This window comes from Actinoplanes sp. NPDC051851, from assembly GCF_040681165.1.
In the GTDB taxonomy this organism is placed as follows: Bacteria; Actinomycetota; Actinomycetes; order Mycobacteriales; family Micromonosporaceae; genus Actinoplanes.
Genome location: NZ_JBFAYF010000015.1, coordinates 128,968 through 146,432, shown reverse-complemented (window position 1 = coordinate 146,432; position 17,465 = coordinate 128,968). Strand labels below are relative to the sequence as shown.

The window sequence follows — 17,465 nt, the reverse complement described above, 5'->3', positions numbered from 1 at the left end:
TACTTTGTTCAGAGGCCAAACTAAAGTCAAGGTGGTGCCCATGCTGTGCTTCGGCGGAGACTACAACCCCGAGCAGTGGCCCGAGGAGGTGTGGGCGGAGGACGTCGCGCTGATGCGGCAGGCCGGCGTCTCCATGGTCACGGTCGGTGTCTTCGCATGGTCTCACCTGGAGCCCTCTCCCGGCGAGTACGAGTTCACCTGGTTGGACCGGATCCTCGACCGGCTGCACGAGGGCGGCATCCGGGTCGCGCTCGCCACGCCGACCGCCTCGCCGCCGCCCTGGTTCACGCTCGCCCACCCCGAGGCGCTGCCGGTGACCGCCGACGGGGTGCGGCTCACCCACGGTAGCCGGGACACCTACTGCGTCTCCGCCCCGGCGTACCGCACCGCCGCCGCGGCCATCGCCGGGAAGCTGGCCGACCGGTACGCGCACCACCCGGCCCTCGCGCTCTGGCACGTGCACAACGAGTACGGCACCGACTGCCGCTGCGACCTGACCGCCGCGGCGTTCCGTACCTGGCTGGAGAAGAAGCACGGCGACCTGGACGCGCTGAACGAGTCCTGGACCACCGCGTTCTGGAGCCAGCGGTACTCCGACTGGGCGCAGATCCTGCCGCCCCGGGCCACCCAGTACCTGCCCAACCCGGCGCACGTGCTGGACTTCCGCCGGTTCCTCTCCGACGAGTTGCTCGCGGCGTACCAGGAGCAACGGGACCTGCTGCGGGCCGCGAACCCGGCGATCCCGGTCACCACGAACTTCGTGCAGGGCGGCTGGGTCAGCGTCGACCACGCGAAGTGGGCGGCCGAGATGGACCTGGTGGCGGTCGACGACTACCCGTCCGAGCCGGGACTCGGCGCCGAGGAGCAGACCGCGTTCGGCGGCGACCTGGCCCGCGGCTGGGGCGGCGGGTCCTGGCTGCTGATGGAGACCGGGCCGAACCTGATCTACACGCCGGGACGAATGCACGCCAAGGAGGCCGGGCGGCTCACCCGGCACAGCCTCTCCTACGTGGCCCGGGGCTCCCGCGGCGCGATGTACTTCCAGTGGCGGCAACCCCGGGGCGGCGCCGAGCTCTTCCACTCCGCGCTGGTGCCGCACGCCGGTCCGGACAGTCCGGTCTTCCGCGAGGCGGTGGGGCTCGGGCGTACCTTGAAAGCCATCGCGGCGCAGGTCGCGGACGCGCCGCCGCCCGTGGCCCAGGTCGCGGTGGCCTGGGACGCACCCTCCTGGTGGGCGCTGCAGGGCGCCGGACTCCCCTCCGCGGAGATCGACTATCTGGCCGCGGTCCGGCAGGCGCACCGGGCGCTGCACCGCTCGGGCACCGCCGTCGACTTCGTCTTCCCCGGCCTGCCGATGGACCTCGGCGCCTACCGGGTGGTCGTGCTCCCGCACCTCTACCTGGTCTCCGACGAGACGGCCGCGGCGTTCCGGGAGTTCGTCGCGAACGGCGGCCACCTGGTGGTCGGCCATCTGAGCGGCATCGCCGAACCCGACGGCCGGGTCCGGCTCGGCGGTTACCCGGGCGCCTTCCGCGAGGTTCTCGGGGTACGCGTGGTCGAGTGGCGGCCGCTCGCCGGGGACGCCGAGATCGCGCTGGACTCCGGCGACCGGGCGGTCCGCTGGAGCGAGCGGGTGGAGACCGCCGGGTCCGAGACGGTGGTCCGGTACGCCGGTGACGTGCTGGCCGGTGCCCCCGCGATCACCCGCAACCGGTACGGCTCCGGCTCCGCGTGGTACGTCTCCCCGGGACTCTCCGACGACGGCCTGCGCCGCCTGCTGGACCGGGTGCTCGGCGAGGCCGGGGTCGCGCCGGCGCACGCCGGGCTGCCCACCGGGGTGGAGGCGGTACGCCGTGGCCCGCTGCTCTTCCTCTTCAACCACGGCGTGGTGCCCGGGGTGGTGCCGCTGTCCGGTCCGGCGGTGAATGCGGTCACCCGTCGCGAGTTGTCGGAATCGGTCACGGTCCCGGCGGGGGGCTCGATGGTGGTCCGGCTCGGTTCGGCGGACAGCCCCCACCCCGTACGGTGAGACTCGGGTGGTGACCCTCCCCCTCGTCAAGGCGGCCGTCCCCGTGGTGATCGCCGCCGGCATCGGCTACTGGTTCTGGACCCGCCAGGACCCGGGCCCGACGGCGGTCGACAAGGCGTTGAGCGCGGCCGTGGCGGCCGGCGGCCCCGTCGGGTGGCGGGTGAGCGGCGAGCAGCCCTCGCTTCTGCCGAACCCGGTGGCGATGTCGGTGGGCGGCGACACCGCGTGGACGACCGTCGACGCCACCCCGGTGCTGCGCTCCGACACCGGATTCACCCTGTTCTGGGCGTCGCCGGTGACCCTGGACGCGTGCGCGAAGCTGGGCCCGTGGGCCGCCACCCGGGTCGGTGCGGACGCCGCCGGGGTGACCGCCGACTGCCAGGGCGTGGTGACGACGAAGCTCGGCGAGGGCGGCAGCTTCACCACCCAGATGAAGATGGACGGGAAGCACGCCCGCTACCTCTTCTTCGGCTTCATCGGCCCGGCCGGCGACGAGGAGTCGCTCTTCGCGAGCCTGACCTATCAGGAGGCGGCGGAGGAGGGCTGACGGAACGCCCGGCGATAGGCCGAGGGTGACGTACGCATGATCTGGGCGAAGTGATGCCGGAAGGTGACGGCGGTGTCGAACCCGACCGCCGCGGCCACCTCCTCGATCGGCGCGCCGGTCGTCTCCAGCAGCGCCAGGCTCGCGTGCACCCGCTGCCCGATCAGCCAGCGGATCGGCGTGGTGCCGGTGGCCCGGGCGAAGTGCCGCAGATAGGTGCGCCCCGACATGTGCGCGCGCCCGGCCAGCAGGGCCACGCTGACCGGCTCGGTCAGGTGGCCGAGCGCCCACTCCATGCTCCGGGCCACCCGGTCGTCGGCCGGATCCGCGGCGACCGGCGCCTCGACGAACTGGGCCTGCCCGCCGTCCCGGTGCGGCTGCACGACCAGCCGCCGGGCCACCGCGTTGGCGATCGCCGGTCCGTGGTCGAGGCGTACCACGTGCAGGCAGAGGTCCAGGCCGGCGGCGCTGCCCGCGCTGGTCAGCACGGAGCCGTGGTCCAGGTAGAGGACGTCGGCGTCGACCTGGAGCCCGGGGTGGCGGGCGCGCAGGGCGTCGGCGTACCGCCAGTGGGTGGTGGCGGGGCGGCCGTCCAGCAGCCCGGCGGCGGCGAGCGCGAACGCTCCCGAGCAGATCGACAGGATCCGCGAGCCGTTCCGGTGGGCCCTTCGCAGGGCCGCGACCAGCGCTTCCGACGGTTCCTCGGCCACCTCGGGTACGCCCGGGACGATGACCGTCTCGGCGGCGGCGAACATGTCCAGCCCATGGTCGGTGTGTATCGCGGCGCCACCGACGACGCGGACCGGGCCGGGGGTCTCGGCACAGATGGTGAGCTCATACCACGGGCGGTCGAACTCGGGCCGGGGCAGGCCGAAGACCTCGGTGACGATGCCCAGCTCGAAGAGGGACATCCCCGGGTAGGCGAGCACCGACACGGTGTGGCCCCGGAACCTCGGCAGCATGGCGGAATCTTAGCGGTCAGTGGCATCAGCGCCACTGGGATCGGGGTGTCGTCCCCGGCACGATCAGGGCATGACGACAGCTATCGAGTACTTCTCCCGGCGGCTCGCCTTCGAGACCGACGTCAGCGACGTCCACGCGGACCTGGAAGCGGCGGTCCCGGGGGTGATCGTGATCGACACCCGCAGCGCGGAGTCCTGGGAGCAGGGGCACATCCCGGGCGCCGTGCACCTGCCGTCGCGGGAGATCGCGGGGCGGGCCGCCGCGGTGGTGCCGGCGGGGAGCGCGGTGGTCACCTACTGCTGGGGGCCGGGGTGCAACGGGGCGACCAAGGGGGCGCTGGAGTTCGCCAGGCTCGGGTATCCGGTGAAGGAGATGATCGGGGGTTTCGAGTACTGGGTTCGGGAGGGGTTCCCGGTTCGGGACGATCGCGGGGAGCGGAAGGGGGCCGTCGACACGCTGACGGCTCCGGCCGGGGGCGTGTGCGGCTGCTGAGCGGTAGCGCGGGTGACTCAGCCCAGCGTCAACCGTCCCGGTAGGGAACCCGCGGGAGCACGGCCGGTCGCCTGGCGGATCAAGCGGTCGGGCGGGGCGGGCAGGTCGGGCGGGAGATCCTCGAAGAGCAGGGACAGCACCGTGTTCGCGGCCGGCGGGGTGAGCCAGGGTGGCCGGTCCAGGGCGTCGGCCAGGTCGAGGCCGTGGACCGCCAGCTCGAACACCCGCGTACGCAGGAACTCCGTGAGCAGCATCGGGTCGCCGTGGCGGGTGCGGACCATCCGGGACGGTGGCTCGGCGCGGCACCGGGCGGTGACCTGCTGGACGAGTGCCCTGAACTCGCGGACCTGTTCGCCGGGGGTGGCGAACGAGGCGGCCCGGTCCTGGGCGAGGCGGATGCGGGCCGCGTCGGTCTCGGGGGAGAAGCGGGCGTCCGGCCGGTAGTACCCGACCGCTTCCACGATCGCCTGGCCGGAAGCAGTCGCCTGATCGGAAGCGGTCGCCCGATCGGAAGCAGTCGCCCGATCGGGAGCCGGGGTGTCCAGCATGGCGGGGAGCCAGGCGATCACCACGTGGACGTGGCCGAGCAGGTCGCGGACGCTCCACGGGGAGCAGCGGGTGGGGCGGTCCCAGGCGTCGGCCGGCCAGCGGGAGGCCGCGTGCCCGAGGGCGTCGGCCTCCGCCGTGAAGGCGTCCACGACGGCGTACATGAAAATGCTCCTCAGCGGGGGAAAGAGAGTCAGCGGAGGAAAGAGAGTCAGCGAAGGAAAGAGAGGAAGTCGTTGCGGAACTTGCCGGTGGGGTCGTAGCGGGCGACCAGGGCGGCGAAGCCGGCGAAGCGCGGGAACGCGGCCGGGGCGTCCATCGTGAAGATCTTGCCCCAGTGCGGGCGGGCGCCGAGCGGGACGAGGAGCGCCTCCAGGTCGGCGACGACCGGGAGGACCGCGGCGGTGTCGGCGATCCAGGTGAAGTGGAGCGCGAGGCTGTCCTGCCGGTAGTTGGGGGAGAGCCAGAGGTCGTCGGCGGCGATGGTCCGCATCTCGCAGACCTGGAGTACGGCCGAGACGCGCTCGCCGAGGGTGGATACCGCCTCGATCGCCTCGCGGGCCCGGGCGCGCGGGACGTGCCACTCGGACTGGAGCTCGGCGCCGCTGCTCGGGGTGAACTCCATCCGGAAGTGCGGCAGCCGCTCGTGCCAGGGGCCGGGCACGCCGCCCTGGCCGGTGCAGTTCTCCGCGGGCATGCCGGGGACCGGGTGGCGCGGGCCGTCGGCGAGGCGGGCACCGAAGTAGGTGTCGCCGGTCATCGGCTCGGCGCGCTTGAGCCAGACCTGGTCGACGCCGGGGCCGGTCCATCGGGTGAAGAGGCTGACGCTGTAGCCGTCGGCCAGGATCTCGCCGAGATCCTCCCGTACGGAGGTGGCCGGCAGTCCCTCGTAGACGTACTGGCGCAGCTCGAAGGCGGGCTCGACGTCGAGCGTCAGGGCGGTCACCACGCCGAGCGCGCCGAGGCTCGCGACCGCGCCGTCGAAGTCGTCGTCGCCGCGCTTCAGGGTGACCTGCTCGCCGTCGGCGCGGATCAGCTCCACCCCGGAGACCGCGGTGGCGAGGTTGCCGTGGCGTACGCCGGAGCCGTGTGTCGCGGTGGCCACCGCGCCGGCGACCGAGATGTGCGGCAGGGAGGCCATGTTGTGCAGGGCCAGGCCCGCCTCGTGCAGGCGGACGGCGAGCTCGCCGTAGCGGATGCCGCCGTCCACCCGGACCGTGGCCCGATCCGGCGCGATCTCGACCGTCCGCGGCAGATCCGCGAGGGAGACCAGGTCGCCGGTGGTGTCGGCGAGGCGGTTGAAGGAGTGGCCGCTACCGAGGACGCGTAGCGCGGTGCCGGTGGCTACGATCTTGCGAAGTTCATCGATGGAGCGCGGGCGGAGAAGCCCCCGGGCGCTGAAGGTGATGTTGCCGGCCCAGTTCGTCAGTGGTTCCACCGGACTCACCCTATATTCGGTTGTCTGTAGCTGTATACGTCTATAGCGTAGTGGATATGCCGCAGGATGCTTCTCAAAACAGTCTCGTCCTCCCGATCCTCGGCCTCCTCGGCGAGAGCCCGGTCCACGCGTACGACCTGGCCACCCGGGTCCGCGAGCGCTGCCCGCACCTGGACCCGACGCGCAGCACGGTGGCGACCCTCCTCAAGTCGATGGCCCGCGCCGGGCTGGTGACGCCGAACGAGCCGGAGCAGGTCGGCAACCGCCCACCCCGGACCGAGTACGAGCTGACCGAGGCGGGCCGGGTGCGCTACCGGGAGAAGGTGGAGGCCGGTCTCCGGGACAGCCCGGCCGGCTCGGTGGACTTCGTGGTCGCGCTGACCCACCTTGCCGCGATCGATTCCGGTCGCGCTGCCGAGTTGCTGCGTGCCCGGATGCGGCGGCTGGAGGAGGATTACGCGGTGCTGTCGGACACCTCCCGGCCGCCGGCCCCGGAGGCGTCGTACTGGCGCGGGATCCTCTCCGCCGAGATCGCCTGGGTGGCGACGCTGGTGGAGCACGACCTGGCCAAGCAGTGAGCCCGCGGGGAGCGTGAGCTGGCCAAACGGCGAACCTGTCCGGGGTCGCGGGGTTAAGGTCGGTGCTACCGCCGGGCCCAGCGGGAAGGGCAGGACGCGAGGAGGGCAGGACATGGCGTCCATCGTGGTCGCGGAGGACGACGTCGACATCGCCGAACTGCTCACCACGGTGCTGAGCAAGGCCGGCCACACGGTGCACACCGCTACCAACGGTCCCGCCGCGCTGCGGATGATCGGGGACGCGCGCCCCGACCTGGTGGTCCTCGATCACCACATGCCCGGGATGAGCGGCCTGGAGGTGGCGCAGTACCTGCGTGCCGGCGAGGCGACCGCGCACATCCCGGTGATCATGCTGTCCGCCGCCGCCCCGGCCGCCGCCCGGCAGCTCTGCGACGTGACGATCTCCAAGCCGGTACGGCCGAAGCACGTGCTCGACGCGGCGAACGACCTGCTCGTCAGCCGTTCCGAGGCGGGCGGGGGTGCGGCGCCGGAGTCCGGTACGCCGCTCTCCGACGTGCCCCGGCTGCTCGCCGTCTCGGACTTCCTGACCCGCCCGGCGCAGGCCGCCGGGCTGGACGCGTTCGCCGAGCGGCTGGCCGTGCTCACCGGCGTGACCACCGCCGCGATCATGCTGGTGCTCAACGACACCGTGGTCATCGCCGGGTCGTACGGGCTGCCGCCCTGGCTTCGGGAGGCGGGCGGCGTGCCGGCCGAGTGGTCACCGGACACCATCGTGGTGGCCGAGGACGTACCGGTTCTGATCAGTGACACGCGGACCGGGGAGGACTTCCCGGACACGCCGCTCTTCTCGGTCAGCGGGGTCCGGTCGTACGCGAGCGTCCCGCTCCACTCCGGCGAGGGGCACGTCGTCGGCACCCTGTGCGTGATGGACGAGAGGCCCGGGACCTGCACCGAGGACACCGTGCAGACCCTGCACTCGCAGCGCGCGCCGGCTCTGCACCTGCTCGCGCCGGCCACGCACGGGATGATGAGCTGACGCTGCGTGGATCCCCGGGTACCATCGCGTAGACGTTACTGAAAGTCACGATCATGTGGAATCGCTCCCAATGATCGGACCTTTCGTAGTGGATCAGTAACCCTCTTGTCATACGCCGACTAACAGGGGAAAACGGGTCACAGGGACGACAAATGGGGCATAAAATCCCGGCTCTTGATCCAAATTGAGATCTTCTGCTTCTTCGCTTGTAACGAAATCTGCGTCACAATCAGTCACGCCCTTCCCTCGGGGTGGGGCAGGATGCCGCCGATACCAAGCGGAGCGAGAGGACCAGCGGCCATGGCCGAGATTCATCATTTTGATCATGGGTGGGTCACGCCTGCGTTCAGCTACCTGCTCTCCGTTCTGGGGTCGCTGCTCGGCCTGACCAGCGCGGTGCGCCTGCGCGCGGCCCGGACCAGTGGCGAGCGCACCTGGTGGCTGGTGCTCGCCGCGCTCGCGCTCGGCGCGACCGGCATCTGGAGCATGCACTTCGTCGCGATGCTCGGCTTCGACGTGGTCGGCACCCCGATCCGGTACGACGTCGGCCTCACCGTCGCCAGCATCCTGATCGCGTTCGTGGCGGTCGGCGTGGGCCTGGCCATCGCGCTGCTCGGCTCCGGTGCCCAGCAGGTCCGGATCCTGGTCGGCGGCGTGATCGCCGGTCTCGGCGTGGCCGCCATGCACTACACCGGCATGGCCGCGATGCGCCTGCACGGCGAGATCCACTACGCCGGCTCCCGGGTCGCCCTCTCGGTGGTGATCGCGGTGGTCGCGGCGACCGTCGCGCTCTGGCTGGCCCTGGTGGTCCGTACCCGGCTGGTGATCTTCGGCTCCGCCCTGGTGATGGGCATCGCGGTCAACGGCATGCACTTCACCGGCATGTCGGCGATGTCGGTGACCGGCGAGAGTACCTCGTTCGGCTCGGTCTCCGGCGCCACCGCCGGTACGCTGCTGGTCCCGATCGGCGCCGCGGTGATCTTCTGCGTCATCGGCATGGTGTACGCGCTCGCCGCTGCCCCGAGCGACGAGGACCGGGCGGCCGCCGACTTCCTGAACGCCCGGATCGACGCCCGGCTCGCCGCCGAGGAGGCCGCCGCCGAGAAGGCGAAGAGCGCCGCCGCGCGCGGCACGCTGGGCGACGGCAACTGGACCTTCCGGGACCGCGGCCGGCAGTAGGCCCCCGGTCAGCGGGGGCGGCTCAGCCAGTCCCACGCACGCCTCAGGGCGCCGGCCCGGTCCTCCAGCAGACGGGAGGGCGGGTCGGCGCTCGGCTCGGCCAGCTCTCCCGCGGGCACGCCGATGATCACCCCGTGCTCGAAGATCCCGGTGACCTGCCCGGGCCGGGCGAACCGGTGCCCCGCCGCGGTGCCCACCAGCAATCCGTGGAACACGTCCTCGCGTTCGTCGGCGAGCACGTGTTCGACCGTGCCCACCGGGCTGCCGCCCTCGTCGTAGACCGGCGTGCCGTCCCGGAGGACCAGGTACGCGACGGGTTCACCGAGATCCTGCACCTTCTCCGTGGCCATGCCCGGTGGGTTACCCCGGTACACCGCGTTTCAGGCACGGAAGTGCCAACATCATCTTTTCGGACGAGTCGATCTCGGTAATTTGTCCAATTAGAGTCTTTTGTAGGAAAACTCGCCCGCAAAATACCGCGCGTCGCCGGTATTGCCTTTAGTGTCCTTTTTGTCGGGCTGCTCACGCGGCAACGGACATGGCACTGGAGGATTGAAATGCACAGGAGTCGGCGGATCGCGGCAATGTTCGCGCTGGCCACCGCGGCGATGGGAGTGGCGGCGACCACGGCGACACCGGCCGTGGCGGCGCCGAACGGCCCGCAGCCGGTGAGCGACTGGCTCCCCGCGATCCGGGCCGAGGCCGGTAGCTGGGTCAACATCTTCTGGCGCACCGACCGGCCGATCTGCGACGCCGAGGTCTGGGTACGCGGCGATCGCGGCGTCCGGATCGAGTATCCCGGGGCGCGGCGGTCGGCGGAGTTCTCCCGGGGCGACTCGCTCTCCCCGCGCCGTACGGACTTCACCCGGGTCCGGGTCACCACGGGTTACCCGCGCGGTGGCGTGGCCAGCCTTCAGGCGACCATCTCGTACGACTACTGCGGGCCGCTCGCCCGCACGCAGACGCGCACCGCGGAGCTCTCGCTGCCGGTGCTGCGCAACACCTGGCCGGGTGGCCAGCAGGGTCCGGGCGATCCCGGAACCGGCCACCCGGGCGGGCCGCGCGACCAGGGCGGCCCCTCGGGTCCCGCGCACGGCAACCCGCCTCAGGGGAATCCGACGCAGGGCAATCCGTCCCAGGGCAATCCGCCCCGGGGCAATGCGCCTCAGGGCAATCCGTCCCAGGGGAGCCCGTCGCAGGGCAACCCGCCTCAGGGGAACCCGTCGCAGGGCAATCCGCCCCGGGGCAATGCGCCTCAGGGCAACCCGGGCCAGGGGCAGGGTGGTGCGGGTCAGTCGAACCCGGGAGGCCCGAACCAGGGCGGCCCCGGGCAGGGTGGCGGCCCGCGCGCCGGCTCCCGCTGACCCGATCCCGGTACTGAGAGGGGGTCCCCGCCGAGCGGGGACCCCCTCTCAGTGGTGCGCCATGATCAGGCCGGCCGGGTCGGTGCAGACCAGGTCGAGGGCGCGCTGCAGCACGTCCGGGTCGTACGTCGAGGAGTGGAACGTCGCCTCCAGGTGCAGCACCCCGCCCATCTCGCTGGTGGTCAGCGTGATCCCCTCGGGGCCGTTCAGCGTCGGCACGCTCTGGTTCACCCGGCCCGCCGCGCCGACCGCCCAGGGCAGGTCGCCGAGGACGTCGTGGCGGCCCTGGTTGCTGAAGGTGAGCCGGGGACGCGGCTCCACCGCCACCTCGGTGGGGTAGGGGTCCGGCATCCCCGGTGCCCCGGTCAGCAGGAGCTTGCCCTCGCGCAGCAGCATCATCGTCAGGATCCGGCCGCTGGCCAGCTCGGCCTTGAGCGTCCGGTGGACGGCGGCCGGATCGGTCAGGCTCGCCGGGCTCAGGTACGGGCCCATGCAGAAGTTGCTGTCCACGCTGACGCCCGCGCCCAGGTACCGCCGGGCGTCGGCGAGGAACGTGCCACCGGTCAGGTCGGGACGCAGGCCGAGCTCGATCAGCGCGCCGGTGAAGGCCGCGAAGGTGATCGCCGAGGTGGTGACGCCGGGTGCGTGCTCGTCCCGCCAGGAGCGCATCTGGCCCAGCACCCAGGCCGAGCGGGCGGTCCGGACGGTCAGGGCGTCGTGCCAGGACCGGGTCTCGGTGGGCTCCGGGTGCGGCGGCGCCGGGAAGCCGAGACCCGTCCGCCACCGGTCGGGGTGCCGGCCGAACTGCTTCCACCAGGCCCGGGGCAGGGCGGTGCGGTGGCGTACGGACGGGGCGATCCGGGCGGCGCGGCCCTCGGCGGCGGCCAGCACCAGCTCGCGGAGCAGCGTGTTCACCGGGCCCGCGTCGCCGTAGGCGTGGGACACCTTCAGCGCCACGTACCCGCCGCCGGCCAGGATGCGTACCGGATGGTGTGCCCGGGGCTCGGCCTGCAGACGGCGGGTCATCGCGTCGAAGTCCACCGGGCCGTGACCGAGGTCGGTGACCGCCTCCCGCGCGTACGCCGCGAAGCTCGCCGCGTCCAGGTGCTGCCACTGCCGGCCGGCCCGGTCCAGGCGGGAGACCGCCCGGTGCGCGGGGTCGGCGGCGTGCAGTCCGATCAGCGCGTGCCGCAGCCGCTCGGCGGTGACGCCGGTGAGCGGCCCGACGGTGCGGATGTACTCCAGCGGCAGCCACGCACGTTCGTGCAGGGTCAGGCTGGTGGTGGACATGACGGTGACTCCCTCTGCTGCTGCTACGTCGGCGACCGGGGCGAAGACGACCTTCAGCACGGTCGGCGCGACCAGTACCGTCTCGATCGCCATCACCACGGCCACCGCGGTGACCAGGTCGTTCAGCTCGCCGTGGCGGCCGCCCCACCAGGCCGCGAGCAGTTCGGCCGCACCGGCGGCGGCCGAGAAGATCCCGGCGCCGCGGAGCCGGCCGCGGACCCGGGAGACGGCCAGGAAGAAGTGGTGGAACACGAACGGCACGTAGGTCAGGCACAGGACGGCGAGAACGTCACCGGCCGTCTCGGCGTACGCGGAACCGAAGAGCGACATGATCGGCCGGGCGAGGTCCGCCACCACGAGTGAGGCGGGCACGCCGAGCCCCAGGCAGACGGCCAGGCCCATCCGGACCTTGCCCCGCAGCGCCGCCCGATCGCCGGCGGCCACCGCGAAGAGCGTGAGCGCCACGTTGCCGGGGATCATCGCCAGCACCGAGAGCACCATGAACGCGGTGTAGAAGGCGGCGTTCGCGGCGGCCGAGAGCGTCGCGGTCACCACCAGCGGCAGCGCGGCGCGGGGCAGGTAGGCGGCCAGGTTCAGCAGGTTGTGGTCGAGGGTGGCCCGGCCGCGGCCGCGCAGCAGGGCGGCCCGGGGGCGCAGCGAGTCGATCATGCCGCGCCGGCGCAGTGCCCGGAACAGGATCGCGGTCGAGCCGACGATGCCGGCCACCCAGGTGAGCAGCAGCGCCTCGCCGGTCAGGGTGATCGGGAGCAGCCAGACCAGGCCGAGCAGGACCAGCTTGATCATCGAGAACCAGGCGTTGCGCATCAGCTGCAGCGGGCCCTGGAGCAGGCCGACCATCGCCTCGTCGAGGACCAGCGTCATCGCGTTCAGCGCGATCCCGGCGACCAGCAGCACGGTCGCCGGGGTGCTGCCGAGCGCCTCGCGCAGTCCGGGGAGCCAGAGGTGGGCCAGCGCGACGTAGACCAGGCCGCCCACGGTCGCGGCGGTGCCGGCGGCGAGCAGGCAGGTGGCGATCAGGTCCCAGCGTCCGCGGGCGATGCCGGGCAGGTCGGCGATGAGCATGGTGCCCATGCCGAACATCCCGATCGTGCCGATCAGCGTCATCGCCGACACCGCGGCGGAGGCCTGGCCGACCGCCTCGGCCGGGGCCAGATGGGCGGCCAGCCACCAGTAGGCGAAACCGAACGCCGACGTGATGAGCGTGGTGGCCATCAGCGAGCCGGCGTTCAGGAACAGGTCGACGTGGCCCCGGACGACCGTGAGCAGGTCGCGCCGGAGTGCGGCGCCGGATGCCGTCACGTGTGAAACCCCCAAAGATCGCGCGATCAAACTTAGTGACTCGCCGTATTCATGGGGTAGGGCGAAGTGCCCAGCCTTCATCGACCGTCCGGTGTGGAACTGCGCCGGAACGGCGGTTGACGTGGGATTATCGGCGGAGAATCGCGCTTGGTTACCGGAAGTGATCGTTCCCACACGGGCAATTTGTGTACATGAATATAACCAAGGGTGACCGCAATATCTATAGCCAGCCGGTGCGCTTGAGGCGCCAGTAGAGGCCGCCGCCGAGGACCACCATCGCGCCCATCGCGCCCGGGAAGCCGTACGGCGAGGCGAGGCCGGGGAACACCTCGAAGTTCATCCCGTAGATCCCGGCGATCACGGTCGGCACCGCGGCGATGGCGGCCCACGCGGCGATCTTCCGCATGTCGTCGTTCTGGTCGATGGAGATCTGCGCCAGCCGGGCCTGCAGGATCGAGTTGAGCAGGTCGTCGAAGAGGGCCACCCGGTCCACCGCCCGGGAGAGCCGCCCCCGCACGTCCACCAGATAGGGGCGCAGCGCCGCCGGCAGCTCGCGGGTCTCCAGCAGCTTCGCGAGCGGCTCGGCCAGCGGCAGCACCGCCCGCTTGAACTCCACCATCTCGCGTTTCAGCTGGTAGATGTGGGCGATACCGGCCCCGCGCACGGTGGCGAAGGACTCCTCCTCCAGCCGTTCCAGGTCACGTTCGACTAGGCCGGCGACGTCCAGGTAGTTGTCGACGAGGCGGCTGCCGACGGCGTACGCGACCGCCCACGGGCCGTGCCGCAGCACCTCCGGGCGCTGCTCCAGCTCCTGCCGGACCGCCCAGAGCGGGCCGACCGGGCCGTGCCGCACGGTGATCGCGAACCACGGGCCGACCAGCACCGTGATGTCACCGGTCTCCACCACCTCGGAGGTCTCGGTGAGCTGGTCGTGCTCGACGTAGCGCGCGGTGCGCAGGACCAGACGGGTCACCTCGCCGACGGTCTCCACGCCGGGCCGGTGCCCGCCGGTGATGGCCTGCTCGGCGAGGAGGTCGTGCAGGCCGAAGACCTCGGCGATCAGGCTCATGGTGGCCCGGTCCGGTTCGTGCAGGCCGAGCCAGACGAAGGCGTTGCGGCGGCGCCGGGCGAGGCGGGCGGCTTCGGCGTACGGCAACTGCCGCGGCTGCCCCGGCTCGGGCCGGCGCGTCCCGCTCGCGTAGACCGCGCAGTCCACCACCGCGTCCGGGTTCCCCCGCCGGGGCGCCGGGATCCGCGGGGCCGGCCGGACCAGCGTGTCCAGGAACCGGCCGATGAGTGCGTTCCGCTTCTCCCGCCGCCGCCGCAGCAACTCGCGCAGCCGCGCGGTGCCCTCGGTGGTCTCGCGCTCCCAACCAGGGGATTCCTCGTCGGGAGGAGGGGCCACGTCGTCACGCCGGTCCCGATGCCGACCGAGCATCCGCTCCCGCCGCCTTCCTGCCCACGCCGCCTGTCATGTGATTCGCCAACCTAGTCCAGTGGCGCACCGTGATCGAGTGCGACGCGGATAGCGGTCGCTTCCCGACCGCAATTCGGGGGACGCTGGCGGCATGGCGAACACGAGTGCCCGGATGCTGCGGCTGCTCTCCCTGCTGCAGACCCACCGCTACTGGCCCGGCGCCGAGCTGGCCGGGCGCCTCGAGGTCAGCCCGCGCACCCTGCGCCGGGACGTGGACCGGCTGCGGGAGCTGGGCTATCCGGTGGACGCCAGCCGGGGCGTGGCGGGCGGGTATCAACTGCAGGCCGGCGCCGCGATGCCCCCACTGCTGCTCGACGACGAGGAGGCGGTGGCCATCGCGGTCGGGCTGCGCAGCGCCGCCGCCGGGTCGGTGGCCGGTTTCGAGGAGACCTCGGTACGCGCCCTCGCCAAGGTGATCCAACTGCTCCCGCCGCGGTTGCGGCGCCGGATCGACGCCCTCCAGGCGATGACCACCCCGGGCGTCTGGGGTGGCGGCCCGGTGCTGGACGCGATCTCGCTGACCACGATCGCGATGGCCTGCCGGGGCGAGGAGCGGCTGCGCTTCGAGTACACCCCGCCCGCGGGGGAGACCCTGATCCGGTACGTCGAACCACACCGCCTGGTCCCGCTCGGCCGCCGGTGGTACCTGCTCGCCTGGGACCTGGACCGCGGCGACTGGCGCAGCTTCCGGGTGGACCGGCTCGCCGCCCCGGCGCTGACCGGCGCGCGGTTCCGTCCCCGGGAGATCCCCGGCGGCGACCCGGTCGACTGGCTGCGCTCGCGGATCCGCTCCATCCCCAGCCGGTACGACGTCGCCGTGCTGATGACGGCCGACGCGGCGGCGGTGCAGGACTTCCTCGGCCCGCGCGGAACGGTGCAGCCGGTCGGCGAGGGCACCTGCCGGCTGCGGATGAGCGTCGACGACCTGGCCTGGCCGGTGATGGTGCTGGGCGTGCTCGGCGTGCCCTTCACCGTCGAGTCGCCACCGGAGCTGATCGACCGCGTACGTGCGACGGGCGAGGCCCTGCTGCGGAGCGTCTGAGCGTCATGCCCTCGCGTCATGTCTGGGCGCTATGGACGGACCGGTGCCCCCGTGGCACCGGTCCGCAGGTATGAAGGTAGCGGCCGGGTGCGACAATTCTCCGTCACGTTTAAGCAGTGGCTTATATAAGATCTCCTGCATGACCATCCTCGGCGCGACCTTCACCCCCGACCACCCGCCCGAGCGGCTGCTCGGCGCCGCCCGGGCCGCGGAGGAGGCCGGGGTCGCCGAGCTCTGGCTCTGGGAGGACTGCTTCCAGAACGGCGGGATCGCCGCGGCCGCCGCCGCCCTCGCCGTGACCACCCGGCTGCGCGTCGGGATCGGCATCCTGCCGGTGCCGTTCCGCAACGTCGCGCTCTGCGCCATGGAGATCGCGACGTTGCGCCGGATGTTCGGCGAGCGGGCGATCGCCGGCATCGGGCACGGTGTGCAGGACTGGATGACGCAGGTGGGCGAGCGGGCCGCCTCGCCGCTCACCCTGCTGCGGGAGTACACGTCGGCGTTGCGCGCCCTGCTGCACGGCGAGACCGTCACGACGAACGGCCGGTACGTCCGGCTCGACGCGGTCCGCCTGGACTGGCCGCTGGATCCGCCGCCGTCGCTGCTGATCGGCGCGACCGGCCCGAAGACCCTGGCCCTCGCCGGGGAGCTGGCCGACGGGACGATCCTCAGTGGCGGCACGACGCCGGACGGGCTGCGGGCGGCGAAGCGGCACATCGCCGCGACCCGGGAGCACGAGATCGTCCTCTACCTGGCCGCGGCCACCGGTCCGACGGCCGCCGAGCGGTTGCGGCGGCACCGGGAGCAGTGGGGCGAGGACGCGCTCGCGGTGATCGGCGAGCCGGCCGAGATCGCCGCCGCGATCCGGGAATACGCCGACGCGGGCGCCACCACGGTCGTCGTCGAGCCGCTCTACGGCAGCGACATCGAGGAGCACGTCCGCTTCGTCGGCGAGCAGTTGCAGCCGCTCGTCGGCTGAAAATCGCTGGAGGGCCGTCGCTGAGCAGCGGATACTTCCCGGGTGTCCAGCAACGAACCGTCGTCCGGCAACGTGTCACCCCGTACCGTCGAGGAACTGATCGCCGTACCGAAGCGGGTGAAGTACGTCTTCTTCTGGCGGCATCGTCCCCGTGCCGACGGGCGGGCCGACGCCGGCTGCATGAGCCAGTGGTGGCCCTCCGCGTTCACCGTGGACGGTGTCACGTTCCGGACGGCCGAGCACTACATGATGTGGCGCAAGGCCCGGCTCTTCGGCGACGAGGAGAGCGCCACCCGGATCCTCGCGGCCAAGCACCCGGCGCGGGCCAAGGAGCTCGGCCGCGGCGTCCTCGGCTTCCGCGACGAGGAGTGGGTGCGCGAGCGCTTCGCGATCGTGGTCGACGCCGGCATGGCCAAGTTCGGACAGCACCCCGATCTGCGTGAGTATCTGCTCGGCACCGGCGAGCGGGTGCTGGTCGAGGCGAGCCCGCTGGACCGGATCTGGGGCATCGGGCTGGTCGCCACCGACGAGCGGGCCACCGACCCGTCCCGTTGGCGTGGCCTCAACCTGCTGGGCTTCGCGCTGATGGAGGCCCGTGCCCGCTTGCGGGAGCGCTGATGGAGGCCCGTGCCCGCGTGCGGGAGCGCTGACGGGGGCCCGGGGCCGGTTACGGGAGAAGTGACCGCTGCCGGATGTGGTCGTCGTGCCACTCGCTGCCGACCAGGAAGCGCTTGGTCCCGGCGATCGTGAAGCCGTGCTTGGCGTAGAAGCGGGCCGCCCGCCGGTTCTGCTGGTTCACCCCGAGCCAGCAGGACTCGGCGCCGGTCGCGGTCGCCGCCTCCAGCACCGCCGTCATCAGCGCGGACGCGGCGCCTGACCCGTGCCGCTCGGCCGCGAGGTAGAACTTGCTCAGCTCGATCGCGGTCTTCTCGTCGACGACCGCCGCCACGTCCGGGTCGGCGATCGGCCCGCTGACCAGCATCGCGTACCCCATCGGCTGATCGTCCTCGGACACCAGCAGGATCGTCCGGTCCGGGTCGGCGAGGTATCCGGCGAAGCGCTCGACCGACAGGTGTGCCGCGATGAAGGCGTCGATGTCGGCCTGTGCGGTGCCCGGTGGGCAGGCCATGCCGAAGGTGCGCGCGGCGAGGTCGTGCAGCGGTAGCTCATCGCCGAGTGCGGCATGACGCGTAGTGATCGTCATGGTGAAACAGTTTAGAGTGTTCA

At 72.2% G+C, this 17,465-nt stretch carries 17 protein-coding genes; 10 read left to right on the top strand and 7 right to left on the bottom strand.

What is annotated here, in order from left to right:
* Positions 1-40: 40 nt before the first annotated feature.
* Entirely contained in the window at positions 41-2,029 is a 1,989-nt protein-coding gene (locus tag AB0M08_RS17465) for a beta-galactosidase (RefSeq protein ID WP_364493712.1), read from the top strand.
* A gap of 10 nt (positions 2,030-2,039) precedes the next feature.
* On the top strand, positions 2,040-2,576 hold the full coding sequence (locus AB0M08_RS17460) for a hypothetical protein (protein WP_364493709.1): 537 nt from the start codon (positions 2,040-2,042) through the stop codon (positions 2,574-2,576).
* On the opposite strand, the gene ftrA is transcribed toward AB0M08_RS17460, so the two are convergent.
* A complete protein-coding gene (ftrA, locus tag AB0M08_RS17455) occupies positions 2,552-3,535 on the bottom strand; it encodes a transcriptional regulator FtrA (RefSeq protein ID WP_364493706.1) in 984 nt (327 codons plus the stop codon). The two genes, AB0M08_RS17460 and ftrA, sit on opposite strands and share 25 nt — an antisense overlap.
* A gap of 70 nt (positions 3,536-3,605) precedes the next feature.
* Between ftrA and AB0M08_RS17450 the strand changes: the two genes are divergently transcribed.
* A complete protein-coding gene (locus AB0M08_RS17450; RefSeq protein WP_364493704.1) occupies positions 3,606-4,028 on the top strand; it encodes a rhodanese-like domain-containing protein in 423 nt (140 codons plus the stop codon).
* A gap of 17 nt (positions 4,029-4,045) precedes the next feature.
* On the opposite strand, the gene AB0M08_RS17445 is transcribed toward AB0M08_RS17450, so the two are convergent.
* Complete coding sequence (locus tag AB0M08_RS17445; RefSeq protein WP_364493702.1) at positions 4,046-4,738, bottom strand: maleylpyruvate isomerase N-terminal domain-containing protein; 693 nt, start codon at positions 4,736-4,738, stop codon at positions 4,046-4,048.
* A 47-nt stretch (positions 4,739-4,785) separates the two neighbouring features.
* Entirely contained in the window at positions 4,786-6,012 is a 1,227-nt protein-coding gene (locus AB0M08_RS17440; RefSeq protein WP_364493700.1) for an FAD-binding protein, read from the bottom strand.
* Between the two features lie 56 nt (positions 6,013-6,068).
* Between AB0M08_RS17440 and AB0M08_RS17435 the strand changes: the two genes are divergently transcribed.
* From AB0M08_RS17435 to AB0M08_RS17425, 3 genes are all read left to right on the top strand, one after another.
* Positions 6,069-6,590 (top strand): PadR family transcriptional regulator, encoded by a 522-nt coding sequence (locus tag AB0M08_RS17435; protein ID WP_364493698.1) that lies wholly within the window; start codon positions 6,069-6,071, stop codon positions 6,588-6,590.
* Between the two features lie 112 nt (positions 6,591-6,702).
* Positions 6,703-7,587: a response regulator gene (locus AB0M08_RS17430; RefSeq protein ID WP_364493696.1), complete on the top strand. Its 885-nt coding sequence runs from the start codon at positions 6,703-6,705 to the stop codon at positions 7,585-7,587.
* Positions 7,588-7,887: 300 nt separating this feature from the next.
* Complete coding sequence (locus tag AB0M08_RS17425; protein ID WP_364493694.1) at positions 7,888-8,766, top strand: MHYT domain-containing protein; 879 nt, start codon at positions 7,888-7,890, stop codon at positions 8,764-8,766.
* 8 nt (positions 8,767-8,774) lie between these two features.
* Here the strand turns inward: AB0M08_RS17425 and AB0M08_RS17420 are convergent, their stop codons facing one another.
* Positions 8,775-9,116: a PRC-barrel domain-containing protein gene (locus tag AB0M08_RS17420; protein WP_364493692.1), complete on the bottom strand. Its 342-nt coding sequence runs from the start codon at positions 9,114-9,116 to the stop codon at positions 8,775-8,777.
* 207 nt (positions 9,117-9,323) lie between these two features.
* Here AB0M08_RS17420 and AB0M08_RS17415 point away from each other — a divergent pair, with 207 nt between their 5' ends.
* Positions 9,324-10,130 (top strand): hypothetical protein, encoded by an 807-nt coding sequence (locus tag AB0M08_RS17415; RefSeq protein ID WP_364493690.1) that lies wholly within the window; start codon positions 9,324-9,326, stop codon positions 10,128-10,130.
* Between the two features lie 48 nt (positions 10,131-10,178).
* On the opposite strand, the gene AB0M08_RS17410 is transcribed toward AB0M08_RS17415, so the two are convergent.
* On the bottom strand, positions 10,179-12,740 hold the full coding sequence (locus tag AB0M08_RS17410) for a lipopolysaccharide biosynthesis protein (protein ID WP_364493688.1): 2,562 nt from the start codon (positions 12,738-12,740) through the stop codon (positions 10,179-10,181).
* A 220-nt stretch (positions 12,741-12,960) separates the two neighbouring features.
* Complete coding sequence (locus tag AB0M08_RS17405) at positions 12,961-14,145, bottom strand: magnesium and cobalt transport protein CorA (RefSeq protein WP_364493686.1); 1,185 nt, start codon at positions 14,143-14,145, stop codon at positions 12,961-12,963.
* Between the two features lie 163 nt (positions 14,146-14,308).
* Between AB0M08_RS17405 and AB0M08_RS17400 the strand changes: the two genes are divergently transcribed.
* From AB0M08_RS17400 to AB0M08_RS17390, 3 genes are all read left to right on the top strand, one after another.
* Positions 14,309-15,259 carry a YafY family protein gene (locus AB0M08_RS17400; RefSeq protein ID WP_364493684.1) on the top strand — a complete coding sequence of 317 codons (951 nt, stop codon included), beginning with the start codon at positions 14,309-14,311 and terminating at the stop codon, positions 15,257-15,259.
* 139 nt (positions 15,260-15,398) lie between these two features.
* On the top strand, positions 15,399-16,238 hold the full coding sequence (locus AB0M08_RS17395) for an LLM class flavin-dependent oxidoreductase (protein WP_364493682.1): 840 nt from the start codon (positions 15,399-15,401) through the stop codon (positions 16,236-16,238).
* Positions 16,239-16,310: 72 nt separating this feature from the next.
* Positions 16,311-16,856, top strand: a complete 546-nt coding sequence (locus AB0M08_RS17390) for an NADAR family protein (RefSeq protein WP_364493746.1) — start codon at positions 16,311-16,313, stop codon at positions 16,854-16,856.
* A 49-nt stretch (positions 16,857-16,905) separates the two neighbouring features.
* Here AB0M08_RS17390 and AB0M08_RS17385 read toward each other — a convergent pair whose 3' ends face one another.
* Positions 16,906-17,442: a GNAT family N-acetyltransferase gene (locus AB0M08_RS17385; protein ID WP_364493680.1), complete on the bottom strand. Its 537-nt coding sequence runs from the start codon at positions 17,440-17,442 to the stop codon at positions 16,906-16,908.
* Between the last annotated feature and the right edge of the window lie 23 nt (positions 17,443-17,465).

Bases quoted from the DNA above. Each gene is read 5' to 3' on its own strand.
- AB0M08_RS17425 (WP_364493694.1), top strand. From the start codon at position 7,888: ATGGCCGAGATTCATCATTTTGATCATGGGTGGGTCACGCCTGCGTTC.
- AB0M08_RS17450 (WP_364493704.1), top strand. From the start codon at position 3,606: ATGACGACAGCTATCGAGTACTTCTCCCGGCGGCTCGCCTTCGAGACC.
- AB0M08_RS17445 (WP_364493702.1), bottom strand. From the start codon at position 4,738: ATGTACGCCGTCGTGGACGCCTTCACGGCGGAGGCCGACGCCCTCGGG.
- AB0M08_RS17420 (WP_364493692.1), bottom strand. From the start codon at position 9,116: ATGGCCACGGAGAAGGTGCAGGATCTCGGTGAACCCGTCGCGTACCTG.
- AB0M08_RS17435 (WP_364493698.1), top strand. From the start codon at position 6,069: ATGCCGCAGGATGCTTCTCAAAACAGTCTCGTCCTCCCGATCCTCGGC.
- AB0M08_RS17430 (WP_364493696.1), top strand. From the start codon at position 6,703: ATGGCGTCCATCGTGGTCGCGGAGGACGACGTCGACATCGCCGAACTG.
- AB0M08_RS17400 (WP_364493684.1), top strand. From the start codon at position 14,309: ATGGCGAACACGAGTGCCCGGATGCTGCGGCTGCTCTCCCTGCTGCAG.
- AB0M08_RS17395 (WP_364493682.1), top strand. From the start codon at position 15,399: ATGACCATCCTCGGCGCGACCTTCACCCCCGACCACCCGCCCGAGCGG.
- AB0M08_RS17465 (WP_364493712.1), top strand. From the start codon at position 41: ATGCTGTGCTTCGGCGGAGACTACAACCCCGAGCAGTGGCCCGAGGAG.
- ftrA (WP_364493706.1), bottom strand. From the start codon at position 3,535: ATGCTGCCGAGGTTCCGGGGCCACACCGTGTCGGTGCTCGCCTACCCG.
- AB0M08_RS17385 (WP_364493680.1), bottom strand. From the start codon at position 17,442: ATGACGATCACTACGCGTCATGCCGCACTCGGCGATGAGCTACCGCTG.
- AB0M08_RS17415 (WP_364493690.1), top strand. From the start codon at position 9,324: ATGCACAGGAGTCGGCGGATCGCGGCAATGTTCGCGCTGGCCACCGCG.